Annotated in this window: 17 protein-coding genes; 10 read left to right on the top strand and 7 right to left on the bottom strand. The window is 41.1% G+C overall.

Going from position 1 to position 22,385, the window contains the following annotated elements:
* Window positions 1-82 precede the first annotated feature (82 nt).
* Window positions 83-2,101 (top strand): DNA helicase Rep, encoded by a 2,019-nt coding sequence (rep, locus tag AN390_RS11600; protein ID WP_004589303.1) that lies wholly within the window; start codon window positions 83-85, stop codon window positions 2,099-2,101.
* Here the strand turns inward: rep and AN390_RS11595 are convergent.
* The 3 genes from AN390_RS11595 to elbB form a co-directional block, all read right to left on the bottom strand.
* Window positions 2,094-4,667: a diguanylate cyclase domain-containing protein gene (locus AN390_RS11595; protein WP_055254670.1), complete on the bottom strand. Its 2,574-nt coding sequence runs from the start codon at window positions 4,665-4,667 to the stop codon at window positions 2,094-2,096. The two genes, rep and AN390_RS11595, sit on opposite strands and share 8 nt — an antisense overlap.
* A gap of 182 nt (window positions 4,668-4,849) precedes the next feature.
* Window positions 4,850-5,245: a cytochrome c5 family protein gene (locus AN390_RS11590; protein WP_004589305.1), complete on the bottom strand. Its 396-nt coding sequence runs from the start codon at window positions 5,243-5,245 to the stop codon at window positions 4,850-4,852.
* A gap of 203 nt (window positions 5,246-5,448) precedes the next feature.
* Entirely contained in the window at window positions 5,449-6,096 is a 648-nt protein-coding gene (gene elbB, locus AN390_RS11585; RefSeq protein ID WP_055254667.1) for an isoprenoid biosynthesis glyoxalase ElbB, read from the bottom strand.
* Between the two features lie 524 nt (window positions 6,097-6,620).
* Here elbB and polA point away from each other — a divergent pair.
* The 3 genes from polA (at window position 6,621) to AN390_RS11570 (ending at window position 11,162) form a co-directional block, all read left to right on the top strand.
* A complete protein-coding gene (gene polA / locus AN390_RS11580) occupies window positions 6,621-9,350 on the top strand; it encodes a DNA polymerase I (protein WP_029773397.1) in 2,730 nt (909 codons plus the stop codon).
* 709 nt (window positions 9,351-10,059) lie between these two features.
* Entirely contained in the window at window positions 10,060-10,647 is a 588-nt protein-coding gene (locus AN390_RS11575) for a YceI family protein (RefSeq protein ID WP_024032161.1), read from the top strand.
* The gene (locus AN390_RS11570; RefSeq protein ID WP_055254664.1) at window positions 10,644-11,162 is read left to right on the top strand and encodes a DUF1285 domain-containing protein; all 519 of its coding nucleotides are present in this window, start codon (window positions 10,644-10,646) and stop codon (window positions 11,160-11,162) included. Before AN390_RS11575 ends, AN390_RS11570 begins: the two co-directional genes overlap by 4 nt.
* A 10-nt stretch (window positions 11,163-11,172) precedes the next feature.
* Here the strand turns inward: AN390_RS11570 and yihA are convergent, their stop codons facing one another.
* Window positions 11,173-11,829: a ribosome biogenesis GTP-binding protein YihA/YsxC gene (gene yihA, locus AN390_RS11565; protein ID WP_054982948.1), complete on the bottom strand. Its 657-nt coding sequence runs from the start codon at window positions 11,827-11,829 to the stop codon at window positions 11,173-11,175.
* Window positions 11,830-12,109: 280 nt separating this feature from the next.
* Here yihA and AN390_RS11560 point away from each other — a divergent pair, with 280 nt between their 5' ends.
* From AN390_RS11560 to AN390_RS11550, 3 genes are all read left to right on the top strand, one after another.
* Window positions 12,110-12,742, top strand: coding sequence for a cytochrome c (locus tag AN390_RS11560; protein WP_004589311.1), 633 nt, complete (start codon window positions 12,110-12,112; stop codon window positions 12,740-12,742).
* A gap of 741 nt (window positions 12,743-13,483) precedes the next feature.
* Entirely contained in the window at window positions 13,484-14,083 is a 600-nt protein-coding gene (gene yihI, locus AN390_RS11555; RefSeq protein WP_004589312.1) for a Der GTPase-activating protein YihI, read from the top strand.
* Between the two features lie 12 nt (window positions 14,084-14,095).
* Window positions 14,096-14,611, top strand: coding sequence for a DUF2489 domain-containing protein (locus tag AN390_RS11550; protein WP_004589313.1), 516 nt, complete (start codon window positions 14,096-14,098; stop codon window positions 14,609-14,611).
* Window positions 14,612-14,718: 107 nt separating this feature from the next.
* Here the strand turns inward: AN390_RS11550 and hemN are convergent, their stop codons facing one another.
* Both hemN and yjgA read right to left on the bottom strand, forming a co-directional pair.
* The gene (gene hemN, locus AN390_RS11545) at window positions 14,719-16,092 is read right to left on the bottom strand and encodes an oxygen-independent coproporphyrinogen III oxidase (RefSeq protein WP_055254662.1); all 1,374 of its coding nucleotides are present in this window, start codon (window positions 16,090-16,092) and stop codon (window positions 14,719-14,721) included.
* 112 nt (window positions 16,093-16,204) lie between these two features.
* Window positions 16,205-16,738, bottom strand: coding sequence for a ribosome biogenesis factor YjgA (gene yjgA, locus AN390_RS11540; RefSeq protein ID WP_004589315.1), 534 nt, complete (start codon window positions 16,736-16,738; stop codon window positions 16,205-16,207).
* Between the two features lie 144 nt (window positions 16,739-16,882).
* On the opposite strand from yjgA, the gene pmbA reads away from it, so the two are divergent.
* The 3 genes from pmbA (at window position 16,883) to AN390_RS11525 (ending at window position 21,158) form a co-directional block, all read left to right on the top strand.
* Window positions 16,883-18,232: a metalloprotease PmbA gene (pmbA, locus tag AN390_RS11535; RefSeq protein ID WP_055254660.1), complete on the top strand. Its 1,350-nt coding sequence runs from the start codon at window positions 16,883-16,885 to the stop codon at window positions 18,230-18,232.
* 117 nt (window positions 18,233-18,349) lie between these two features.
* Window positions 18,350-18,832 carry a DUF721 domain-containing protein gene (locus tag AN390_RS11530; RefSeq protein ID WP_004589317.1) on the top strand — a complete coding sequence of 161 codons (483 nt, stop codon included), beginning with the start codon at window positions 18,350-18,352 and terminating at the stop codon, window positions 18,830-18,832.
* Window positions 18,833-19,082: 250 nt separating this feature from the next.
* Complete coding sequence (locus AN390_RS11525) at window positions 19,083-21,158, top strand: M13 family metallopeptidase (RefSeq protein ID WP_055254657.1); 2,076 nt, start codon at window positions 19,083-19,085, stop codon at window positions 21,156-21,158.
* Between the two features lie 154 nt (window positions 21,159-21,312).
* On the opposite strand, the gene AN390_RS11520 is transcribed toward AN390_RS11525, so the two are convergent.
* The gene (locus tag AN390_RS11520; RefSeq protein WP_055254655.1) at window positions 21,313-22,380 is read right to left on the bottom strand and encodes a phosphotransferase enzyme family protein; all 1,068 of its coding nucleotides are present in this window, start codon (window positions 22,378-22,380) and stop codon (window positions 21,313-21,315) included.
* Between the last annotated feature and the right edge of the window lie 5 nt (window positions 22,381-22,385).

Below are 22,385 nucleotides of genomic sequence, written 5' to 3'. Positions count from 1 at the left end.
AATGGAATTAATTAATCTAATGGCTATGCCTGTATCTGTGGTTACGGTAAAATTAGCTGCCTTTTAAAACTCCATGGTCGTTATGAAACTCAATCCAAAACAAGATGAAGCAGTAAAATATATTAGTGGTCCGTGTTTAGTACTCGCGGGTGCAGGCTCAGGTAAAACGCGCGTAATCACTAACAAAATTGCTTATTTGGTGCAAAAGTGCGAGTACAAAGCACGTAATATTGCTGCGGTAACGTTTACGAATAAAGCGGCCAAAGAGATGCGCGAGCGTGTATTACAAACGCTTAATAAGCAAGAGGCGAAAGGGCTGTGGGTATCAACTTTTCATACCCTAGGGCTTGAAATAATTAAAAAAGAGCTCAAAACGCTTGGCTTTAAAGAAGGTTTTTCACTGTTTGATGACCAAGATACTAACCAGCTGCTAGGTGATTTAACCGAAGACGAGCTTAAAAAAGACAAAGACCTACTTAATCTATTAAAAATGCAAATAGGCAGCTGGAAAAACGAATTAATCTTGCCAGAGCAAGCCATACGCGAAGCACGTGATGCGCAAAAGGCGTTATTTGCGCAGCTTTACGCGCGTTATCAAAATCAGCTGCGAGCATATAACGCACTGGATTTTGACGATTTAATAATGATCCCCACCTTATTACTGAGTAGTAATGCCACCTCACGAGAGCGTTGGCAGCAACGATTTAGGTATTTGCTGGTGGATGAATATCAAGATACCAATACCAGCCAGTACCAGCTTGTTAAGTTATTAGTAGGCGAGCGAGCGCGTTTTACTGTGGTAGGGGATGATGACCAATCTATTTATTCATGGCGCGGAGCCCGCCCCCAAAACTTGGTACTGTTAAGTAAAGATTACCCCGGCCTTAGGCTCATAAAGCTTGAGCAAAACTACCGTAGTGCCCAGCGCATTCTAAAAGCTGCAAATATTTTAATTGCCAATAACCCGCACGATATCGAAAAAAAGCTATTTAGTGAGCTTGGTTACGGTGAGCCGATTAAAGTGATTGGCTGTAGGGATGAAGAGCATGAGTGCGAGCGAGTTGTTGCTGAAATAATTTCTCATAAATTTATGAAGCGCACCAGCTATAAAGATTACGCTATTTTGTATCGCGGTAATCACCAGGCGCGCGGTTTTGAAAAATCGTTAATGAGTAACCGCATTCCCTATAAAATTAGTGGCGGAATGTCGTTTTTTTCGCGTTCAGAAATTAAAGATATTATGGCGTATTTACGCTTGTTGGTTAACCAAGACGACGATAACGCCTTTTTACGCATAGTTAATACGCCGCGCCGTGAAATAGGCACCGTTACACTTGAAAAGCTAGGCACACTTGCAAACGAAAAACACCAAAGCTTATTTGCCACCTGTTTTGATAACGACCTAGGCTACCGCCTTAAAGGGCGTGGCTTAAATGCGCTTTCGGGGTTTGCACGTTGGGTTGTTGAGCTTTCAGATAATGCAGTGCGAAGCGATACACTCGAAGCGGTAAAAGACTTGGTACGTAATATTAACTACGAAGCGTATTTATATGAGTCATCGCCAAGTGCCAAAGCGGCAGAAATGCGCATGAAAAACGTCTCTGAGCTGTATCGTTGGATCACCGATATGCTCACCGGAGATGCCGATAACGAACCGATGACCTTACCTGAAGTGGTCAGTAAATTAACGCTTCGCGATATGCTAGAGCGTAACGAGGAAGAAGATGAGTCTGATGCGGTACAGTTACTTACTTTGCATGCATCTAAAGGCTTAGAATACCCATACGTGTTTATGGTTGGTATGGAAGAGGGGTTATTGCCACACCAAGTAAGTATTGATGAAGAAAACGTAGATGAAGAGCGCCGTTTAGCATACGTAGGGATCACCCGGGCCCAGCAAGAGCTGACACTAACGTATGCAAAAATACGTCGTCAGTTTGGCGAAACCTCACAAACAGAGCTAAGCCGCTTTGTGCAAGAGTTACCACAAGATGATCTAGCGTTTGAAAACAAAAAAGCCCCAAGCTCGCAAGCTGAGCGCATGGAAAAAGGCCAAGCACGGGTTGCTAACTTAAGGGCAATGCTTAAAAAACCTAGTTAATAGACTGCGCGGCGTTGTTATTAGCCGCTACTGACTCCGATAAGCCTTGCTGCTTAGCAACAAATAAGTTTAGTCCGTATTTATCTAGCAAGGCTCTAAAGTTGAGTATAGAAGGGCCTTTGGCAATGACTTTTATGCCTTTTAGCTGAGTGATTGCCAGTACACCTTGTAATTGTAAGTTAAAGCTTTCTTGTTGCAGTACACGTTTACTAAAGGTTGAGCTAAGTAGTACGTAATCGAAGGTAATGTCGGTCAGTGCATTTAGCTCACAGCGGTCTTTTGCAAAGTTATTTAAGCCAATGCTGTAGCCAAGCTGCGAGAGCTTTTTAAGGTTTTCTAGCTGAGTTGCACAGGCGTAACGTATTTCTTGGTCGTCAAACAATAAACACAGTTGGCTTTGCCCTTGCAGCTTACTTAATACCTCAGTAAATAAATTAAATTCAAGCGCTTCTAAAAGTAGCCCTGAGCATGGCAATAATACCATGGCTACATTTGCCGCTAAGGCGTGGGCGTAGGCGTGCTGCAATAGTTCTAATTCAACTTGGAGGTGCTGCTCTTTATCGGTTGCAAACTTTTTCAGCACTTCAAAACTGGTATAGCCTAATACAGGGTGTTCACCAAAGGCTTCAAACAGTGATTCTGATTGCTGTTGTTCATCAAGGTTTATAATATCTGCACTTCTAAAACTCATCGGGAGTGAATCAAGATGGTGCTGTGCTGGAGATTCTGCACTTGTTAGTGTTTGCGTTAATAACGGGTGGAACAGCTCATAGCGGTCGCGCCCTGCATTTTTAGCGTAATACATAGCAGCATCGGCATCGCGAATAATTTCATCGGTATGCTGATAACTTGAATTTGAGTACGTTATACCAATACTTGCACCACTTTGAATGCAGGTACCTTTACTGCAAAATGGCTTTTTCATTATATTAATAATGCGATCAGCTACATCTTCTGCTTGTTGTAGCTCTGTTAAGTGGGTAAGCAAAATTACAAATTCATCACCACCAAGGCGAGCGAGTAAATCGTGTTCGCGAATACAATGTGAAAATAAATCAGCCACACTTATTAAAAATTGATCGCCGGCATGGTGACCTAGTTGATCGTTTATATCTTTAAACTTATCTAAATCAATAAATAACACAGCAAAGTGATGATCAGGAAAACGATGGTAATGCTGCAGTGTTTTTTCTAGCTGGGTTAAAAACAAGCTGCGATTAGGGAGGCCTGTTAATGAGTCGTGATGCGCATCATGATAAAGCTGTTGCTCTACTTTTTTACGCTCATCAATTTGCATTTGTAAATGTAGGTTAGCTTGCTGCAGCGCTTTTGTTTTTTCGTTAACTCGATACTCTAACTCTTGGTGGCTAGATTTAAGTGCTTGAGTGGCTAACTTTGTTTGTAAAACCGTGGCAATTTGGTGTGATACAAAAGTAATAAGCTCGCAGTCGTCTTTGCTAAAAATATGATTATTATTATACGCTTGGCATGCAATTAAGCCAATAACCCCTTGCGATGTTTTAAGCGGCGCACCTAGCCAGCTGGTGGCCATTTGCTCCTCTGGTACTGGCTTATTTCGTTGTACATCACCACTTTCTAATAGCTCTTTGGCTCTACTAGGGTGAATAAGTTGGGTCTGCTCGCTGCTAATAACCAGTTCGCTATAACCTTTTGCAAACGGCCTCGGCTCGGTGTTGTCTTTAAATTCATCCACACAGTACGGGAAGCTAATCCAACCAGTCTCTTTGTTATAAAGTGCAATGTATAAGTTTTCTGCGTATGTAATGGTTTTTATTATTTGATGAATTTTTACATAGGCATCATCTAAGTTTTGCGCTTGCGTTGCCAGCTCCGATATTTTAAACAAAATTTGTTGGCGTTGTAGTGCGCGTTTTCGTTGTTCAATTTCTAGGTTTAACGCATCATTACTTTGCGTGAGCGCACGGGTACGAATTTTTACTTCAGATTCGAGCAGCTCTCTTTTTTTAACTCGCTCTATGGCTGTGGCTAAGTATAAAGACATTACTTCGAGTAAATGCACTTGCTGGCTGCTGTAATCTTGGTGTTTATCGTAACTTTGCGCAGCAAGTACGCCAATAATGTTTTGCTCTTGATAAATAGGAACACCAACCCAGTACTCAGCAGGTGAGCCTAGTGCTTTAAATAAGCCGTTTTGTGCAGCGCTTTGCATCTCTTGTTTGGTAAAGCAGGTGGTTTTGCCAAGCTTATAAACGTAGCCTGTAGCGCCTTCTTCAAAACTATTATCTTGATTGAGGGCGACTGATATACCATCTTTTTCATCGCAAAAATAAGAAAGCTCCAGGGCATGAGTATATTGATTAGCAAGCACCACGTAAAAGCTTTTACTAGGTAGGTATGCTTGTAAAATGTCATGGATAGCGGGGTAAAGTAAGGTTAATTCGGCAACAGAGCTTGCTTGCTCTGATAGCTGGATCAGGGCATTTTGTAAGTGGTGAGATTGCTTATACTTTTCTAATAGCGCTTTAAGACGTTTATTTTGGTGCGCTAGTTTACTCGGTGCCGCGGGCTTATCTTCCGATGACATGAATCATATTATTTTATTATTGTATGTTTATTAAACGTATAATTTCACTTTTAGTTGCGATCGTCAAGTAACTAATGCCCTAAAACAGCAACTAAAAAGATTATTTTAGGAATAAAAAAAGGCCTATTATAAAAATAGGCCTTTTTAAATTAATCACCCTAGTTATCAGGGGCTTAATTAAATTATTTAGATGTCATGAAATCAATAGCTGCGCTAATCTCATCATCAGAACAATCCATACATGTTCCTTTTGGCGGCATCGCATTAAAACCGTTGATAGCGTGATCAAGCAGTACATCTTTACCTTTAGCGATACGCGGTGCCCAGTCATCAGCTGATTTAGGTGCACCTAGTGCGCCAGTACCGTGACAGGCAAAACATGCGCCTTGGTACACTTGCTCACCAGAGCGAGGGCCAGTAGGAGCTGCGGCTGCAGCAGCTTTCTCGCCTTCAAGATAAACAGCGCCAACTGGTGCTAAACGTTTTTTAATCGCATCTTCAGTCATAGAGTTATCATATGGCTGTGCGTATGCGGTGGTTGCTAGCACTAATAATGCTGCAGCTGATAGTTTTTTCATTTTGCCTTGCTCACTTCGATTTGAACGTGATCAATCACGATTATAGATGACGGAAATTAAACCGATTATACCTTTGTGTAACAATTTATAAAACGCCCACTGGTGTTTTTATCAATAAAACTGACTAATTTTTGCGTTAACGCAATAAAATTGCATGTTTCAGTTAACAAACATTTATAATCGGTGGCTTAGTAAATCACTATTTAAGCTAATGCTAGTACGTTTTTAACCAGTTTTTCGATCCCCGCATCGGCATCTAAAATAGACTGCGCCAGCATATAAGCAGGGGTGGTAACGAGTTTATTGTCCTCATCAATCACAATATCATCAACCGCACAGGCTGCGTGTGTAGAGCCTAGCTGGGTTAAAGCGCTTGCGGTCTGTTCATCATTACCTATGGTTAAAGTAGCATTGGGATATATAAACGGAATTAAAGCCGGCGCAATACACATGTAGCCAGCGGCTTTTTGTGCATTAGCAAATTGTTTACAGGCCTCTAAGACTAGGTCGTTTATCTGCGCATCAGCGCCTTTAACGGCAAAATCACATAAGTTTTTAGCGGCGCCAAATCCCCCTGGTACTATTAACGCATCAAATTCAGATGCCTTTAATTCGCTTAATGATTTTATATCACCACGGGCAATGCGTGCTGCCTCAGTGAGTACATTACGGTTGCTTGGCATTTCTTCACCGGTGAGGTGATTAATAGTGTGAAGTTGTTCTATATCAGGAGCAAAACATTGATATGCAGCATCGTTTTTAGCTATGTGTAGCAGTGTTAATACTGCTTCGTTTATTTCACTGCCATCGTACACACCACAGCCGGCTAATATTACAGCTATCTTTTTCATGCTTTTGTGCTCCTTAAGTATTTTAAATAAGTCGTTTGGGTGAAGTTTAACACGGGCCAAAACACACACTAAAATAATTTTTTAGTTTAAAAAGTATTCGCAGTGCAAGTTGTATTGCGGTTTATGCCATTTTTGCCAGTGCGCTCGTAAAAAAAATTATAAAGGATCGCTATGATCTTTGATCCATTATGCTAGAATACTCCTCCGGTTATTTAAATGGATACAAATAACTAAAGTGACTAACAGCGGATGTATCAGTTAGAAAACCTTTTTCCACATTGGTTTTAAAATAATAAAAAAAGAACCTCGTATTATCTTTTTTAAACAAAACAAGCAGTTATTTATTTTTCTAAGCATTTTATTATGCATTGGAGGAATAGCTCGTGGCTGTTATCTACAAAGTTATCCACAGGTTGCTCCGCAATAATTATGGCTACTAAGCGTAATTCACTGTCGTTTTATTCACAACCTTATGGCATGCTTGTAATAATATTACTTTTTTGTATTTAGGATCCAAATTCACCATGGCTCAGATCCCCGAAAACCCGCTAATTTTAGTTGATGGCTCTTCATATTTATTTCGTGCTTATCATTCTCCACCGCATTTAACCAACTCTAAAGGTGAAGCAACTGGCGCTATTTATGGCGTGGTAAACATGCTTAAAAGTTTGATCAAACAATATGATCCGAGCCACATGGTGGTGGTGTTTGATGCCAAAGGCAAAACGTTCAGAAACGATATGTATAGCGAGTATAAAGCTAACCGTCCGCCTATGCCTGACGATTTACGAACGCAAATAGCGCCACTGCACAGTATTATTAAAGCGATGGGCTTTCCGCTAATTAGTATTGAAGGGGTTGAAGCAGATGATGTTATTGGTACGTTTTCGCGAATAGCAACTGAGCAAAAGCGCCATGTATTGGTTTCTACCGGCGATAAAGACATGGCTCAGCTAGTTAACGAGCATGTTACGCTAATCAATACCATGACCGACAGCATTTCAGATCCTCAAACCGTTGTTGAAAAATTTGGTGTGGGTCCTGAGCTAATCATCGACTATTTAGCGCTAATGGGTGATAAGGTTGACAACATCCCAGGTGTTGAAGGCTGTGGACCTAAAACAGCTGTTAAATGGCTACAAAAATATGGATCGCTTCAAGGTGTAATTGATAATGCCGGCGATATTAAAGGCAAGATTGGTGAGAAGCTTGCAAACGCCCTTGATCATTTACCACTTAGTTATGAGCTTGCCACCATTAAATGTGATGTTGAGGTAGAGTCAGACCTAGATACCTTTAAAGTACAAGAGCCAAATAAAGATGAGCTTATTGCACTGTATGGTGAGTGTGAGTTCCGCCGCTGGTTAGCTGAGCTGCTTGATAATCCAAAAGATGCAGAAAAAGCGCTCCCTACTGAGGCAAATGAACTGCCAAAAGTAGAAGATGCACATTACGAAACTATCTTAACCGAATCACAATTTGATACGCTTATTGAGCAGCTAAATAGCGCTGAGTTATTTGCCTTTGATACCGAAACAACCAGCCTTGATTACATGCAAGCGCAGTTAGTAGGTATGAGCTTTGCTGTAAAAGCAGGCGAAGCTGCTTACTTACCAATTGCACACGACTACCCGGGTGCACCAGAGCAATTAAGCCTTGAATATGTAATGCAAAAGCTTGGGCCAATCCTCGCCGATGCTAACAAAGCTAAAGTAGGGCAAAACCTAAAATACGACAAGAGCGTACTGGCTAATGCAGGCTATGAGCTCAATGGCATTAAGTTTGATACTATGCTTGAGTCGTACGTATTTAATAGCGTGGGCACTCGCCATGACATGGATTCATTAGCGCTTAAATACTTAGGCCATAAAAACATTAGCTTTGAAGATATAGCCGGCAAAGGGAAAAAGCAGCTTACCTTTAATCAAATTGAGCTTGAGCAAGCTGCGCCTTACGCAGCAGAAGATGCCGATATTACACTGCGTTTACACCAAGTACTTTGGCCAAAATTAGAAGCTGATGAGAAGTTAAAGTCAGTATTTGAAACAATAGAAATGCCATTAGTGAATGTTATTTCTGATATTGAACGCACCGGCGTAGCAATTGATAGCAACATGCTGGCGGCGCACAGCCAGCGTTTAGGCGAGCGTTTACTTGAACTTGAAAAAGAAGCGTTCGAGATAGCTGGCGAACCATTTAACCTAAGCTCGCCAAAGCAGCTGCAAGTACTTTTATTTGAAAAACTTGAGCTGCCAGTCATTAAAAAAACACCTAAAGGTGCACCTTCAACGGCTGAAGAAGTGCTACAAGAACTTGCCCATGACTACCCATTACCTAAGGTGATTATTGAGCACCGTGGTTTATCTAAGCTTAAATCAACCTATACCGATAAATTACCGCTGATGGTTAATGAGAAAACACAGCGCGTGCATACTTCTTATCATCAAGCTGTTACGGCCACCGGGCGTTTGAGTTCTACCGATCCTAACTTACAAAATATCCCAATTCGTTCTGAAGAAGGACGCCGTATACGTGAGGCATTTGTAGCGGCACAAGGCTATAAAATTGTGGCTGCCGATTACAGTCAAATTGAGCTGCGTATTATGGCGCATTTATCGCAAGACAAAGGGCTACTAAATGCCTTTGCTAATGGGTTAGATGTACACAGTGCAACCGCTGCTGAGGTATTTGGGGTTGAGCTAGAGGATGTAACCACAGATATGCGTCGTAAAGCTAAAGCAGTAAACTTTGGGTTAATTTACGGCATGTCAGCCTTTGGTTTAGCGCGTCAGCTTGATGTACCACGCCACGAAGCGCAGCACTACATAGATAAATACTTTGAGCGTTTCCCTGGGGTACTTGAGTACATGGAAACAACTCGCGAAAAAGCGGCCGAGAACGGGTACGTAGAAACTATTTTTGGGCGTCGATTACACTTACCAGAAATTAATGCACGTAATGGAGCTCGTCGTAAAGGCGCCGAACGTGCAGCAATCAATGCACCAATGCAAGGCACAGCCGCTGATATTATTAAAAAAGCAATGCTGAGCGTGCATAGCTGGGTTAATCAACAAGCTCCCAATACCATTAAGTTACTAATGCAAGTACACGATGAATTGGTGTTTGAGATTAAAACCGATTGTGCGCAAGCATACACAAAGCAGATTTGTGAGCTAATGTCGCAAGCGGCTAGCTTAGATGTCCCTTTAATTGTAGAAGCTGACGAAGGTGAAAACTGGGAACAAGCCCACTAACCTAAAACATGCTTATATTTAAAAGCGCCGCAAGGCGCTTTTTTATTGCCTCTAAATAACTCACTCAATTAAGCGAATCGATATACGTATTTCTACGCGTAAACAAAGTTTAGTTAAAAGTAGGTTAATTTAAGCAACTATTTGTATTAAATAGTTATATGTTCGTCAATTCGAACTATTTTGGCGGAATATCATTGTATTTTTATGCGCGCTTTTGCTAAAGTGCGCGCGTCCTCATCCTGTAGGACATCCTGTTGATGATGCATCTGAAAAGGTGCAACAAATTGATAGCTTCTCCCCAGTTTGCTATATCGGCCTGCTTGTTTTAAGCAGGCTGCTTTTTCTTCCTCATTAGATTGCCCTTTAAAGCTAAATGGCTCCTCTAAGCGCTTTTTTACTATTCACACTTTATGCTCATTTATGTTTATTATTTTTTGTGCCATACCTTGCGCGCCTTCAAACGGGTATATGTATAAAGCAGTTATAATGCAAACGTAGGCAAGTAAAGCTATCTCACGCAATGATTAGCGTGGATGTTGCGCTACGCCCCTAAAAAGCATCAGTTATAGGCTGCTATATTGTTATTAATTTTTTAATAACAGTACGGGCTAAGTAATTTAGCGCTGTCTTTAATTTGAGGTGGTTTGCCCCTATCTCAGGTGATAGTATCGAAAGCGCTATTATTCTCATTTTATTTTAGGAGTGCGTTATGTTTAAAACGTTAGCCATTATCGGTTTATCGTTATCAAGTGTTGCTTTGTCTAATGCCGCTCATGCAGATTGGCAGCTAGTCAATGACAAGAGCCAATTAAGTTTTGTTTCTATCAAAAAAGACTCGATTGCTGAGGCACATCATTTTACTAACCTAGAAGGAACACTTTCAGACAGTGGTGCTTTTAGTGTAAATATAGACTTAACCTCTGCAGAAACACTGATCCCTATTCGCAATGAACGTTTAACTCAATTTGTATTTGAAGCGGCTAAATTTCCTCATGCAGTTTTAACCGCGGATTTAAAAAAGCAATTAAGTAATATTAAAAAACCGGGCCAGCATGTATTAAAAGAGGTTGATGCGCAGCTTGATTTTCATGGTAATAAAAAGCCATTAAAAATAAATGTACTTGTTAGCAGTGCCGAAAATGGCGATTTAAGCGTGTCGTCGTTTACGCCTGTGATTGTAAATAGCCAAGATTTTGGTGTGACTGAAGGCGTTAAAAAGCTACAGCAATTAGCTGGTTTACCTGCAGTTGCTACAGCCGTACCAGTTACTTTTGCGCTAACACTTAAAAAACAGTGATCTCGTTAACGGCGCTTAGTAAGCAATTAAGCGAGCCTAGCAAACCGTTTGATAGTTGGCAGCCTACCCAGTGTGGTGAACTGCCGATTATGATTAACGAGCAAGGGCTGTGGTTTTACGATGGCAGCGAAATTACTCGCCCCGCGATGGTAAAACTGTTTGCCAGTGTTTTATGCAAAGAAGGTGAGCAGTTTTATTTAAAAACACCCATCGAAAAAATAGCGATAGAGGTGCAAGATGCGCCTTTCGTTATCGTAAGCTGGCATATTGAGAGCACAGCGCAAGGGCAGGTTATGTGTTGTGTAGATAATTTAGCACGGCAATGGTTAATCAGTGCTGAGCAGCCTCTTTATATAAAAAACTATAAAAATGCAGCGGTGCCTTATTTGCAATTACCTTATGGGTGTAGCGCGCGGGTATCACGAAGTGTGTTTTATCAGTGGGCTGAAATAGCCGACGCTGATGAGCGCGGCTATTTTATAAAATCAGCAGGGGGAAAGTTTTATCTTTCGTAGGTGCTTATTTTTAAGCGTCTGAGCTGTCTTCATCACTTTGCGGTGCTACAGCCACAATTGGTCCTAAATACCACTCATCTAGCTTTTTAGCGACTTCTGGTAAACCTGTTCCCTTAAGTGATGAAAAAGCGTGTACAGTGATGTCACCGTCTAGTTCACTTAATTCGCGGCGTACTTGCAGTACTTGTGCTTTACGCGCACCTTGCTTGAGCTTATCGGCTTTAGTTAAAAGCGCCAATACCGGGATTTCGCTGCCAATAGCCCAGTTAATTAAATCTTTGTCTAAATCTTTTAATGGGTGGCGAATATCCATTAATATAACAATACCTTTTAAACTTTGACGTTTTTGTAGGTACTCACCCAGTGACTTTTGCCACTTCTTTTTCATTTCAATAGGTACTTTAGCAAAACCATAACCGGGTAAGTCGATTAAGCGCATATCGTCTACTTCACCTAATTCAAAGGTGTTGATTAACTGCGTACGACCTGGCGTTTTACTGGTACGAGCAAGTTTTTGATCTGTCAGTGCATTAAGAGCACTTGATTTACCTGCATTAGAGCGACCTGCAAACGCGACTTCAATTCCCGTATCAGCAGGTAATTTAGTGATGTCTGGCGCGCTTGTTACAAAAGACGCAGTATTATATTTGATACGAGATTTGAGCACAGGCTCTCCTAAAAACGTAAAAGTTAATCTTATTGAGCTAAATTCACTCAGGGCGCGTATTTTATACTATAAAGGATGTATTAAAAAGCGTATTTAAACACCTAAAAACTCTATAAATGGCACTATTAAAGCTGCTTAAAGGTTAATCTAGGTCAAAACCCTATAAATTATAAGCTTAATATGAGTAGAAAACGTGCCAGAGAATTTTTTATCGTGTAGAATACATGAATTACAACATCCATATTGTAGATGATACAGGGTCGGAAACAGAGAATTCACCATGAAAAAAATAGCACTATCTTTAACAATATTGCTTGGTGCGTTGTCAGCAAGCAACGCAACAGCATTTGATGGCGATGTAAACGCAGGTAAAGAAAAATCAGCAACGTGTGCGGCTTGTCACGGCCCAGACGGTAATGCACCGGTTAATATTTACCCTAAACTTGCAGGCCAGCACCCAGATTACATCCTTAAACAACTTAAGGATTTAAAATTAGGTATGACTTCAGGCGGTAAAGAAGGCCGTATGGATCCTGTAATGAGCGCGATGGCTATGCCACTTAGCGAACAAGACATGAAAGACCTATCTGCTTATTTTTCTTCATTGAACATGACTGAAGGCGCCACCCCTAAAGACGTGGTTGAAGTTGGTCAAATGCTTTACAAAGCAGGCGATGCTGAACGTGGTATTCCGGCTTGTGCGGCGTGTCATGGTCCGCGAGGCAATGGTTCGTCTCTTGCTAAGTTTCCTAAAATTTCTTTTCAGCACCCAGAGTACATTAAAGCTCAGCTAGAGAAGTTTCGTGATGGAACCCGTAAAAACGACCATAACGGTATGATGCAAGATATAGCGAAAAAGCTAACTGATAAAGATATTGAAGTACTATCTCAATACTTAGGTGGCTTACACTAAAGTCGTATTTATCTAGTATTAGCTAGTGTAATACTATGTAATATGATTAAAAAGCAGCTTACGCTGCTTTTTTTGTGTCCACATTTTAACGATATCACCCTTTAGTTTGTGAGACATTTGCCATGCTGTTTTGTAAGAAATAGCTTATTTTAAAAATACTTTTGCAGTTAAATGTATGTTTATTATGGGTTTTTTGTTTTTCATATGTGCTCTATGTAAGAAAAATTATATAAACCAGTTGTAACAAAAATATTAACGGGTAAATTAACCACTGTCGCAAAACAACAATAACAACATGGATTATGCTAAAGGAAAATGGCGCGACACGACTGAATAGCACATTGAAGGTGCTACAAAAGGAAATAACAAGAAAGCGTCAGGATGACCGTAAATAATAAAATCTCAAGGAAGTTTAATAATAAAAACAAAATGGAATGTAACAAGGAAGGTTAAAATAATAACAATACGGACTGATAATAATAAAAATAATAAAGACTAAAAAAAGTCGAAGGGAGAAGTGTCCAGATAATGGCGCTCAGATTAGTAGGCGGTAGAGATGTTTTCTCTACCGCCTTTTTATTTGTCCTGTTACAATACCCACCGTTTAGCAATAAGCTAATGCGCTAATTCAACGAGCAACCCAAGCTTTAATGCGCAAATCGAATTCTTCTGGCTAGGCCAGCACTGCGATGCTCATGTTATGTGCCTCGCTCAAAACCTCTTAAGTGAGATGATCAAGATATGAGTAGAAAGAAAAAATCACGCAAAATTCCTTCAAACGGCCCTGTTCGTTTAAGCCAAGATAAGCTTAAAGAAATGCGTGCGTTAAAAGAGCAACGAGTTAAAAAGCCAAAGGGCGCTAAGCCTGGTTCTCGTAATGCACCTGAGCTATTAGATAGCGATACTAAAAAAGCAAACTCAGCGCCAAAAGATAAGCGCGTCGGCAGTAAAAAAGCCGTGCCTTTAGTGGCTAGTGCACCACAGCCGCAAGTAGAAATGAAGCGTAACTTAAAGCCAACAGTTGAGCTTAAAAAGGTTACAGAGCCAGAGCTTACGCCGGAGCAAGAGCTAGAAGCGCTTGAAAACGATGAGCGTTTACTTAAGCTCGTTGAGCGCCATGAGCAAGGTGAAATGCTGACAGGTAAAGATGCGAAGTACTTTAATAGCCGTATTGCTCGCCACCAAGTACTTTGTAAGTTACTAGGTATCGAAGATGAAGACGAAGACGAGTTTGAAGATGATTTTGAAGATAACTTCGAAAGCGACGGTAACTCAGATTTCGATAAGTACCTTTCAGATGATTTAGCCAATGAGTGGCTAGATGATGATGACGACAAATAGTAAGGGCGCTTAATGAGTACCGCAGTGATTGTAGCCTTGTTTGTAGGTGCTGTTATTATTGCTGGCTTAGCATTTTATGCAGGTCAGTTGCTCTATAAGCTTAACGCGCAAAAAAAGTTAATTGCGCAAAAGCAAGCAGAGCAACAGCAAAAGCTTAAGCAGTCGCGCTTAAAGCGTAACGCTAAACTTGCAGATAGCATTCATCTAATTGCTCGTGCAATGGCTGAAGAGCAATGTGAGTACTCTGAAGGCTGTTTACGGATTTGGGTTTTAATGTCTCAGTACGCTTTTGAAGATGAGCGAGATTTAACGCTAGCGTACCCAGGCATTTATAAAATGTATAACGTTGTGAAAGAAATGCCGACCCACGATGCACGCAAAAAATACTCTAAAAAAGAGATTTTTAAGCAAGATACAGCACGTTGGCGAGCTGAAGAAAACTTTAGTGATGAGATTAAAGCCGATTGCGACAAAATCATTGTTGAGTTTAAAGCTGCGCCGGGCAGCGAAAACATCGTGTTTAATTAAACCCTCTAGAAAATACAAAAAGCAGACTCAGGTCTGCTTTTTTTATGCCTGCTTATCGACACGTTTTTACCACCTCAAACGTGATAAGCGAATTGGAATAGCACTAATTAAATCACTCGTGAGAAACGGGTTTTACTTATTTGCTTTTGTAAGTGAGCATCAAAGCACATACATATAATACGAATAAATAGATTTCCGCGAGGCGTGACGCGTATTACCTTATCGTTTATATGCACCATGTCATCGTCTATTAAAGGCTTTAGCGCCAACAGCGCATCCGCAAAATACTCATTAAAATGTATAGAATGCTTTTTCGCAAATGCGTGTGTGTCTAATTCAAACTGGCAAATAAGTGATTTAATAGCCTCTGCGCGTATTACATCATCGTGCGTTAAATGCATTCCTTTATGTATAGCACTGCCGGCTTGCGTTTCTATTTCGTGATAATAATGCTTAAGCACTTTTTGGTTTTGTAAAATGTCTGTGCCAATTTGCGAAATAGACGAGACCCCTAAACCTAATAAGTCGCAATTACCGTGGGTGGTATAGCCCTGAAAGTTGCGATGTAACTGCCCTTTATTTTGCGCGACTGCAAGTTCGTTGTCGGCTTTTGCAAAATGATCCATACCAATAAACTGATAGCCTGCAAAGGTCATTTGCGCCAAGGTGTTTTTAAACATGGTTAGCTTGTCGTGGGCACTGGGTAAGTCAGCCTCTTTTATTTTACGTTGCGCTGCAAAGCGCTCTGGTAAATGCGCGTAATTAAATACAGAGACTCTGTCTGGGCTTAAGGCAATTAATTGCGCTATTGTTTTTTCAAAGCTTTGGGGTGTTTGTTTAGGCAGGCCATAGATCATATCTGCATTTATAGACTTAAAGCCAAGCTCGCGGGCTTGGGTTATCAGTGTTTTAACGGTATCTACTTGCTGTGTGCGGTTAACCGCTTGTTGTACTTCATCGTTAAAATCTTGAATACCAAAGGATACGCGGTTAAAGCCTAAAACCCGTAAGTGTATAAGCATATCTTTAGCAAGGGAGCGTGGGTCTATTTCAATGCCTCGCTCAGTGTTGCGGGTAAAGTGAAAGTGCTGCTCTAATAAGTTAATTAAGCGCGTCATTTGCTTTACAGTTAAAAAGGTTGGCGTACCACCCCCTAAATGCAATTGCTCCACTGTGTAGTGTTTAAATAAAGGGGCATGCGCTGCTATTTCTTTTGTTAAATAATCTAAATATACATCGGCTTTAGACTGATAGCGTGTGATCACCTTGTTACATCCGCAGTAATAGCAAAGCTCACTGCAAAATGGGATATGAATATACAAAGAAAGTGAGCGACTAGATGATGATTTTATAGCGCTAACAAGGTCTTGTTGCTGATACCCCTCGCTTAAAGATAAAGCGGTAGGGTAGGAGGTATAGCGCGGCCCTGACACGTTATACTTATTTATAAGAGTTGGATCCCATTTTGGAAGCTTTATCATCACGCGCACCTTATGTATTAATGAGGTGTTGAGTATAAAAAGCTTTTAAGGGAGGGGTTTTGATCTACAACAAAAAAGGTGCCTAAGCACCTTTTTAAAATAGTATTTTTTGTTAATACGTTATGTTGTGGGCATCTTTTAAGTATTGAAACAATTCTTTATAGCCCTTGCCTGGCTTTTCAGCTTTAACTTCTTTAGCGGCGTTGCGTACCAATTGGCGCATTTTTTGGCGCTCTAGGGTCGGGTATTGCTCAATAGTTTCGTTAATTAAATCATCGCCTTGCTCAATTAAGTCGGTACGTAATTGCTCAATTTTTTTAATTAAAACCTCAGCTTGGTTATTTTTATTAAGCATTACGTCAATAATGGCTTTAATTTCTTCAACATTTTCTACTGTGCGAAGCGTTTTAGCAATGTAATTTAAGTGGCGGCGGTACGCATCGCTTTTATTACTGATTTTATCAGCAACTACCATGGCTGCTTTCAAATCGTCATTGAGTGGTAAGCGTTCGCGTTGCTTTTTCCCCATTTTAGCAATTTCAGAACCTAACTGATGAAACTCTTGCGCGTCGCGCTTTAGTTCACTTTTTGATACGTAAATAATTTCTTCTTCAATTTCAGCAGGCTTGCCTTTTTTCTTCGCCATGGGGTGCTCTTAAGTAAAAATAACTTTTGCCATTATACGCGATTCTTTTAGTGATTAATATTAGCTGATGTGGTGCAGTGAGTGTGTTAGCATTTAAAGATAAGAAATGCGTGCAATATTGCCTTAAGGCTCAGGACTTAATTTATGAAAAGCCAACAACACGATCCAATTTATTCTCAAATCTCTCAAGTAAAAGATGCCGTAGCTGAAGTGCTCGAGCATGCTAAAAAATTGGGTGCCACTGCCGCAGAAGCTGCTATGTCTAGTACATCGGGTTTATCGGTAAGCACACGCATGGGTGAAGTAGAAACCATAGAGTTTAACCAAGATGGTGGTTTAGGTATCAGTGTTTATGTAGGGAATAATAAAGGCTCGGCGTCTACTGCTGATCTAAACCCAAAAACACTGCGCACGGTAGTAGAAAAAGCCATTGATATTGCCAAATTTACCTCAGACGACCCTTTTAATGGTATTGCCGATAAAGAACTGCTCGAGTTTGCCCCTAAGGACCTTGATTTATATCACCCGTGGGATGTAAGCCCTGAGCAAGGTATTGAGCTATGTCATGCTGCAGAGCAAGCCGCTTTAAATGCTGATGAGCGTATTGTTAATTCAGATGGTGCAAGTTTTTCATCGCACCAAGGCTTACGTGTGTATGGTAATAGCCATGGTTTAATTGCTGGTTTTCCACGTACGCGCCACAGCATTAGCACTATGGTAATAGGCAAAGAAGGCGAGCACATGCAGCGCGACTCTGCTTATACTGTTGCTCGCGATCAGGGCGGACTTAACGACGCTGCTGCGGTAGGCCTAGAAGCCGCCACCGAAACTCTGGCTAAACTAAATAGCCAAAAGCTGGGTACTATGAAAGTCCCTGTTATTTTTAGAGCCGATATTGCCAACTCATTGTTTGGCCATTTAGTGTCGGCAATTGGCGGCGGGGCGCTTTATCGTAAATCGAGCTTTTTACTCGACAGCCTAGGCACCCAGGTATTTAGTAAGAACGTTAATATTGCTGAGCGTCCTCATATATTAAAAGGATTAGCGTCGTCGCCTTTTGATAGCGAAGGGGTAAAAACGATTGACCGTGAAATTATTCAAGGCGGTGAGCTGCAAACGTACTTATTAGCAAGTTATGCAGCGCGTAAACTAAATATGGCTCCAACAGGCCATGCAGGCGGTATTCATAACTGGTTAGTTGAGCAAACGCACAGCGATTTAACCGCGCTACTAAAAACCATGGGAACAGGCTTATTAGTTACCGAGCTGATGGGGCAAGGCGTAAACACCGTTACGGGTGACTACTCGCGTGGAGCAGCTGGTTTTTGGGTAGAAAACGGTGAAATTCAGTACCCTGTTAGTGAAATTACCATTGCCGGAAATTTAAAAGACATGTTTAAAGGTATTTCGGCCATAGGGGGTGATATTGAGCGCAGAGGCGGCATTCAAACCGGCTCAGTACTTATAGAGCAAATGCAAATAGCAGGCGCTTAATAGCAATTAGCAATAATACGTAATTAAGCGAATTGGTATAATATAAAAGCACATATTTAAGCCGAGTATTTAAACGCTTGGCTTAAACGTGCTTTATTTAAATTTTTGAGGTGTTGAATGGCTAAAGATAGGTACGCACCAAAACCCCTGACTGACATTATGGCAGGCCTTAATAATCGCTTATCGGCCTATGCAGGTAAAAGCCAAGCGCTTGATAAGCAACAGGTGTTGCTTAAAGAGTTTTTAGGCCCAAAGCTTGCTGAAAAATGCCGTGTGAGTAATTACCGCGATGGCACGTTGATGATTGAAGCTGTATCGGCGGCAATTGCCCTTAAACTTAATTATTTAAAAATGGATATGCAGTCGCATTTTAGAGCGGCAGGCATGGCAGAGCTCGGACAAATTAAAATTGTTGCAAACCCTCAAGCAACAGCGCGCTTAAGCCCAACTGCAGATAAACCCGGCCCCGCAGGTAAAGCACCTGGCAATTCAAGAAAAATGAGCCAGCAAACTTCAGATTACCTTAATGCCATTGCCGCATCAGCGCCCCCTTCGCTGAAAGAAAAGCTAGAGCGCCTTGCTCGCCATGGTAAAAAATAACTCCCTAAAGCGCGATTATGGTTGTTGGTAGGGCTATTTTGTTACCTCGTCTCATAGAAAATACTTTGTTACATATTCTATTTTATTGTTTCTTTAATGGGGTTTATCATACAAATTCGGCGTGTTGTTTTAACCGCCTAAATATTAATTTCATTAAGTGAAAGCATCGCAGGGCGCTTTTATTTTTTCTCTGGCATGCAATAGTTTAATGAAATAGATATTTTATTCTTTACTAACAAACGGAATAATTATGAAAAAAGTAACTATTACCGCTGCAAGTATCGCACTTGCACTGGGCCTAGTAGGTTGCGGTGAAAAACAACAAGAAACGCAAGTGGCCGACACCGCTGCCGTTACAGCACCGGCAGAAAAAACGCTTGAGCTAGGTGTAAACCTTGCCAATATGGATGAGTCGGTTCGTGCACAAGATGACTTTTATTACCATGTGAATGGACAGTGGCTTGCTAAAACAGAGATCCCTGGCGATAAGTCGAACTACGGCTCGTTTACACAGTTATACGACGAGTCGCAAAAAGCGATGAAAACAGCGCTTGAAAGTGCCGCTAATAATAGCAGTGCTAAAAAAGGCAGCGATGAGTACAAAATTGGTGCTTTTTACAAAAGCTACATGGATAAAGATACACGTGATGAGTTAGGTATTACCCCTTTACAACCTTCACTTAATACCATTGATAGCCTAGATTCAAAAGCTGATCTTGCTCCTTTAATGGCTAAGATTCAGCAGCAAGGCGCTAGCTTACCATTTGGCTGGTTTGTAAATAACGACGCTAAAAATTCAAGTAAATACGCGCTGTACTTATCGCAATCTGGACTTGGCTTACCTGATCGTGACTATTACTTAAAAGATGATGAAAAATTTACTAAAATTCGCGCATCTTACGAGCAATACATAACAGATATTTTAGCTAAATCAGGCGTTGAAAATGCCGCTGATGCCGCGAAAAACGTTATCGCATTTGAAAGCGCTTTAGCTGAGGCGCAATGGAGTAGAGTACAAAGCCGTGATGCAACTAAGTCATACAATAAAATGACCGTAGCTGAGGCAAATAAGCTAACAGGCGACTTTGATTTAGCTGCATTTTTCAAAAGTGCAGGAGTAGATACCTCAGACATTATTGTACGTCAGCCAAGCTACTTAGAAGGGTTTGCTGATGTGTACAAAGAAACAGATTTAGCAACGTGGAAAAACTACTTAAAGTTTCATTTTGTAAGTGGTTACGCGCAGTTACTGAGCACTGACTTAGTTGATCTTAAATTTGATTTTTACAGCACCACATTACGCGGCGTAAAAGAGCAAGCGCCACTTTGGAAAAAAGCGGTTGATGCATCTAACAGCGTACTTGGCGAAATTTTAGGTAAAGTATACGTAAAAGATAACTTCCCGCCTGAAGCAAAAGCACGTATGGAAGAGCTGGTAGATAACGTTATTAAAGGTTACGGCGTTGCTATTGAAAACCTGGAGTGGATGAGCCCTGAAACCAAGCTTGCAGCCCAAGAAAAGCTAAACAAATTTACCCCAAAAATTGGCTACCCAGATAAGTGGAAAGACTACTCACAGCTGAGCATTAACCCTGATGAATTAGTGGGTAACTACATACGTTACAGCCAGTGGGCTTATAGCGACATGATTGCTAAATTAGGCAAGCCAGTGGACCGCTCTGAGTGGCACATGACGCCACAAACAGTGAATGCTTACTACAATCCAGTAAATAACGAAATTGTATTCCCAGCTGCTATTTTACAGCCACCGTTCTTTAATTTAGAAGCCGATGACGCTGTAAACTACGGTGCAATTGGCGCAGTAATTGGCCACGAGTTAGGTCACGGTTTTGACGACCAAGGTGCTAAATACGATGGTGACGGTAACTTACGTAACTGGTGGAGTGAGTCTGACCTTAAACAGTTTGAAGAGCGTACCGGTGCGTTAGTAGCGCAATACAACGAATATAAACCGTTTGAAGATGCGGGTGTTAACGGCGAGCTTACCCTTGGCGAAAACATTGGCGACCTAGGTGGTTTAACGGTGGCTTATAAGGCGTATCAATTATCGTTAGGTGAGAACAAAGCGCCTGTTATTGATGGCTACACCGGCGATCAGCGTTTCTTTATGGGTTGGTCACAAATTTGGCGTCGTAAGTACCGCGATGAAGAGCTACGTAACCGCTTAATGACAGACCCGCATTCACCAAGTCACTACCGTGTTATCGGTATCTTGTCGAACATGCCTGAGTTTTACCAAGCGTTTGACGTAAAAGAAGGCGACAAAATGTATATCAAACCAGAAGACCGCGTAAAAATTTGGTAATTGATAGCCTGTTAGTTAACTTGAATCTGGTTAAGAGATAAATTACCCAGCTTTTAGGTTAGTAAATAAAAGCCAGTAAGTGTTTAGCTTGCTGGCTTTTTTATATTTAAATACTGAGTACTAATACCAATGCGCAATAATACTTAATTTAGGGCTACTGCATGAGTGTTTTATGCATCCAGCTTTGATTGCTTAAAATATTTTTATACAAAGCCAGCTGGTTTTGCGCACGTTCTAAATTATGTTCTGCATGGGTGGTTTTAAAGTACACGTCGTTATTTAAGTAATCAGTTAAAAACCGCACACTGAGCATTAGCGGCATAACTTTAGCGCCAAGTAGCAAACTTGCTTGCTCTTTGTTGCTAATAGCCGATTTAAGGGGGGCAAGGTAGCCTTTAACAAGCGCTGTAAATACCTCTTTGCGAATAACCACTTTATCAATATTAATCGAATCTTCTGCCTCAGCGCAGCAAAATGTGCGCACCATGTCTCCAAAGTCATATAATAAAAAGCCTGCCATACATGTATCTAAATCGATAACTGCTTTTGCTTTATATGTATTGCTGCAATACAGCATATTATTTATTTTAGTGTCGTTGTGGCACACCCGGGTGGGCAAATCGACTGTTACGTCAGCGAGTTCTTTTACCAAATGCTGTTGTGCAATGCAGTAGTCAATGTCGTTTTTACACTGCTGCAGCCGCTCTTTAGTGGCGCTGCTAATGGCTGTATTAAGCTGCTCAAAGCGCATAGCTAAGTTATGAAAGTCAGTAATAACAGGGTAGAGGCTTGATGCGTCAAAATCGAGCAAGGCACGTGTAAAGGTGCCAAATGCAAATGCGGCTTGCTGTGCGTGATGGGGCTCTGTAACCACATCTTCGCTAACACTTTGGCTAATAAAATTAAGCACGCGATAGTACGCGTTGTTAATTGTAATAAGGTATTCACCTTGGCAGGTACTTATATGCTTAACAATGTCGAGCGGGTAAGTATTTGCTTGTTGTTTAGCGCTTAGGTGCTGCTCAATTAACTGTGCGTTATTAACCAGTTGTGCTGGATTTTTAAATACATGAGTATTAAGCTTTTGAACAACAAATTGCTGCGCAGCATTAGTTAACAGCCACGTGGTGTTTATATGTCCGCTGCCTAAAGAGCTCACCTGAGTAAGCTCAGGGTTTAGCGCTAATAGCTCACTTAATTTATTTTGTATTGCTGTATTCATGTGCT

It is taken from the genome of Pseudoalteromonas sp. P1-11 (assembly GCF_001399995.1).
Lineage (GTDB): Bacteria > Pseudomonadota > Gammaproteobacteria > Enterobacterales > Alteromonadaceae > Pseudoalteromonas > Pseudoalteromonas atlantica.
The sequence above is the reverse complement of the archived record's forward strand: the minus strand, read 5'-3'. Positions and strand labels throughout refer to the sequence as shown.

Coding starts and splice junctions, on each gene's coding strand:
- elbB (WP_055254667.1), bottom strand. CDS start 6,096: ATGAAAAAGATAGCTGTAATATTAGCCGGCTGTGGTGTGTACGATGGC.
- AN390_RS11590 (WP_004589305.1), bottom strand. CDS start 5,245: ATGAAAAAACTATCAGCTGCAGCATTATTAGTGCTAGCAACCACCGCA.
- yjgA (WP_004589315.1), bottom strand. CDS start 16,738: ATGGCGAAGAAAAAAGGCAAGCCTGCTGAAATTGAAGAAGAAATTATT.
- yihI (WP_004589312.1), top strand. CDS start 13,484: ATGAGTAGAAAGAAAAAATCACGCAAAATTCCTTCAAACGGCCCTGTT.
- pmbA (WP_055254660.1), top strand. CDS start 16,883: ATGAAAAGCCAACAACACGATCCAATTTATTCTCAAATCTCTCAAGTA.
- AN390_RS11525 (WP_055254657.1), top strand. CDS start 19,083: ATGAAAAAAGTAACTATTACCGCTGCAAGTATCGCACTTGCACTGGGC.
- AN390_RS11520 (WP_055254655.1), bottom strand. CDS start 22,380: ATGAATACAGCAATACAAAATAAATTAAGTGAGCTATTAGCGCTAAAC.
- polA (WP_029773397.1), top strand. CDS start 6,621: ATGGCTCAGATCCCCGAAAACCCGCTAATTTTAGTTGATGGCTCTTCA.
- AN390_RS11560 (WP_004589311.1), top strand. CDS start 12,110: ATGAAAAAAATAGCACTATCTTTAACAATATTGCTTGGTGCGTTGTCA.
- rep (WP_004589303.1), top strand. CDS start 83: ATGAAACTCAATCCAAAACAAGATGAAGCAGTAAAATATATTAGTGGT.
- AN390_RS11595 (WP_055254670.1), bottom strand. CDS start 4,667: ATGTCATCGGAAGATAAGCCCGCGGCACCGAGTAAACTAGCGCACCAA.
- AN390_RS11550 (WP_004589313.1), top strand. CDS start 14,096: ATGAGTACCGCAGTGATTGTAGCCTTGTTTGTAGGTGCTGTTATTATT.
- AN390_RS11575 (WP_024032161.1), top strand. CDS start 10,060: ATGTTTAAAACGTTAGCCATTATCGGTTTATCGTTATCAAGTGTTGCT.
- AN390_RS11530 (WP_004589317.1), top strand. CDS start 18,350: ATGGCTAAAGATAGGTACGCACCAAAACCCCTGACTGACATTATGGCA.
- hemN (WP_055254662.1), bottom strand. CDS start 16,092: ATGATAAAGCTTCCAAAATGGGATCCAACTCTTATAAATAAGTATAAC.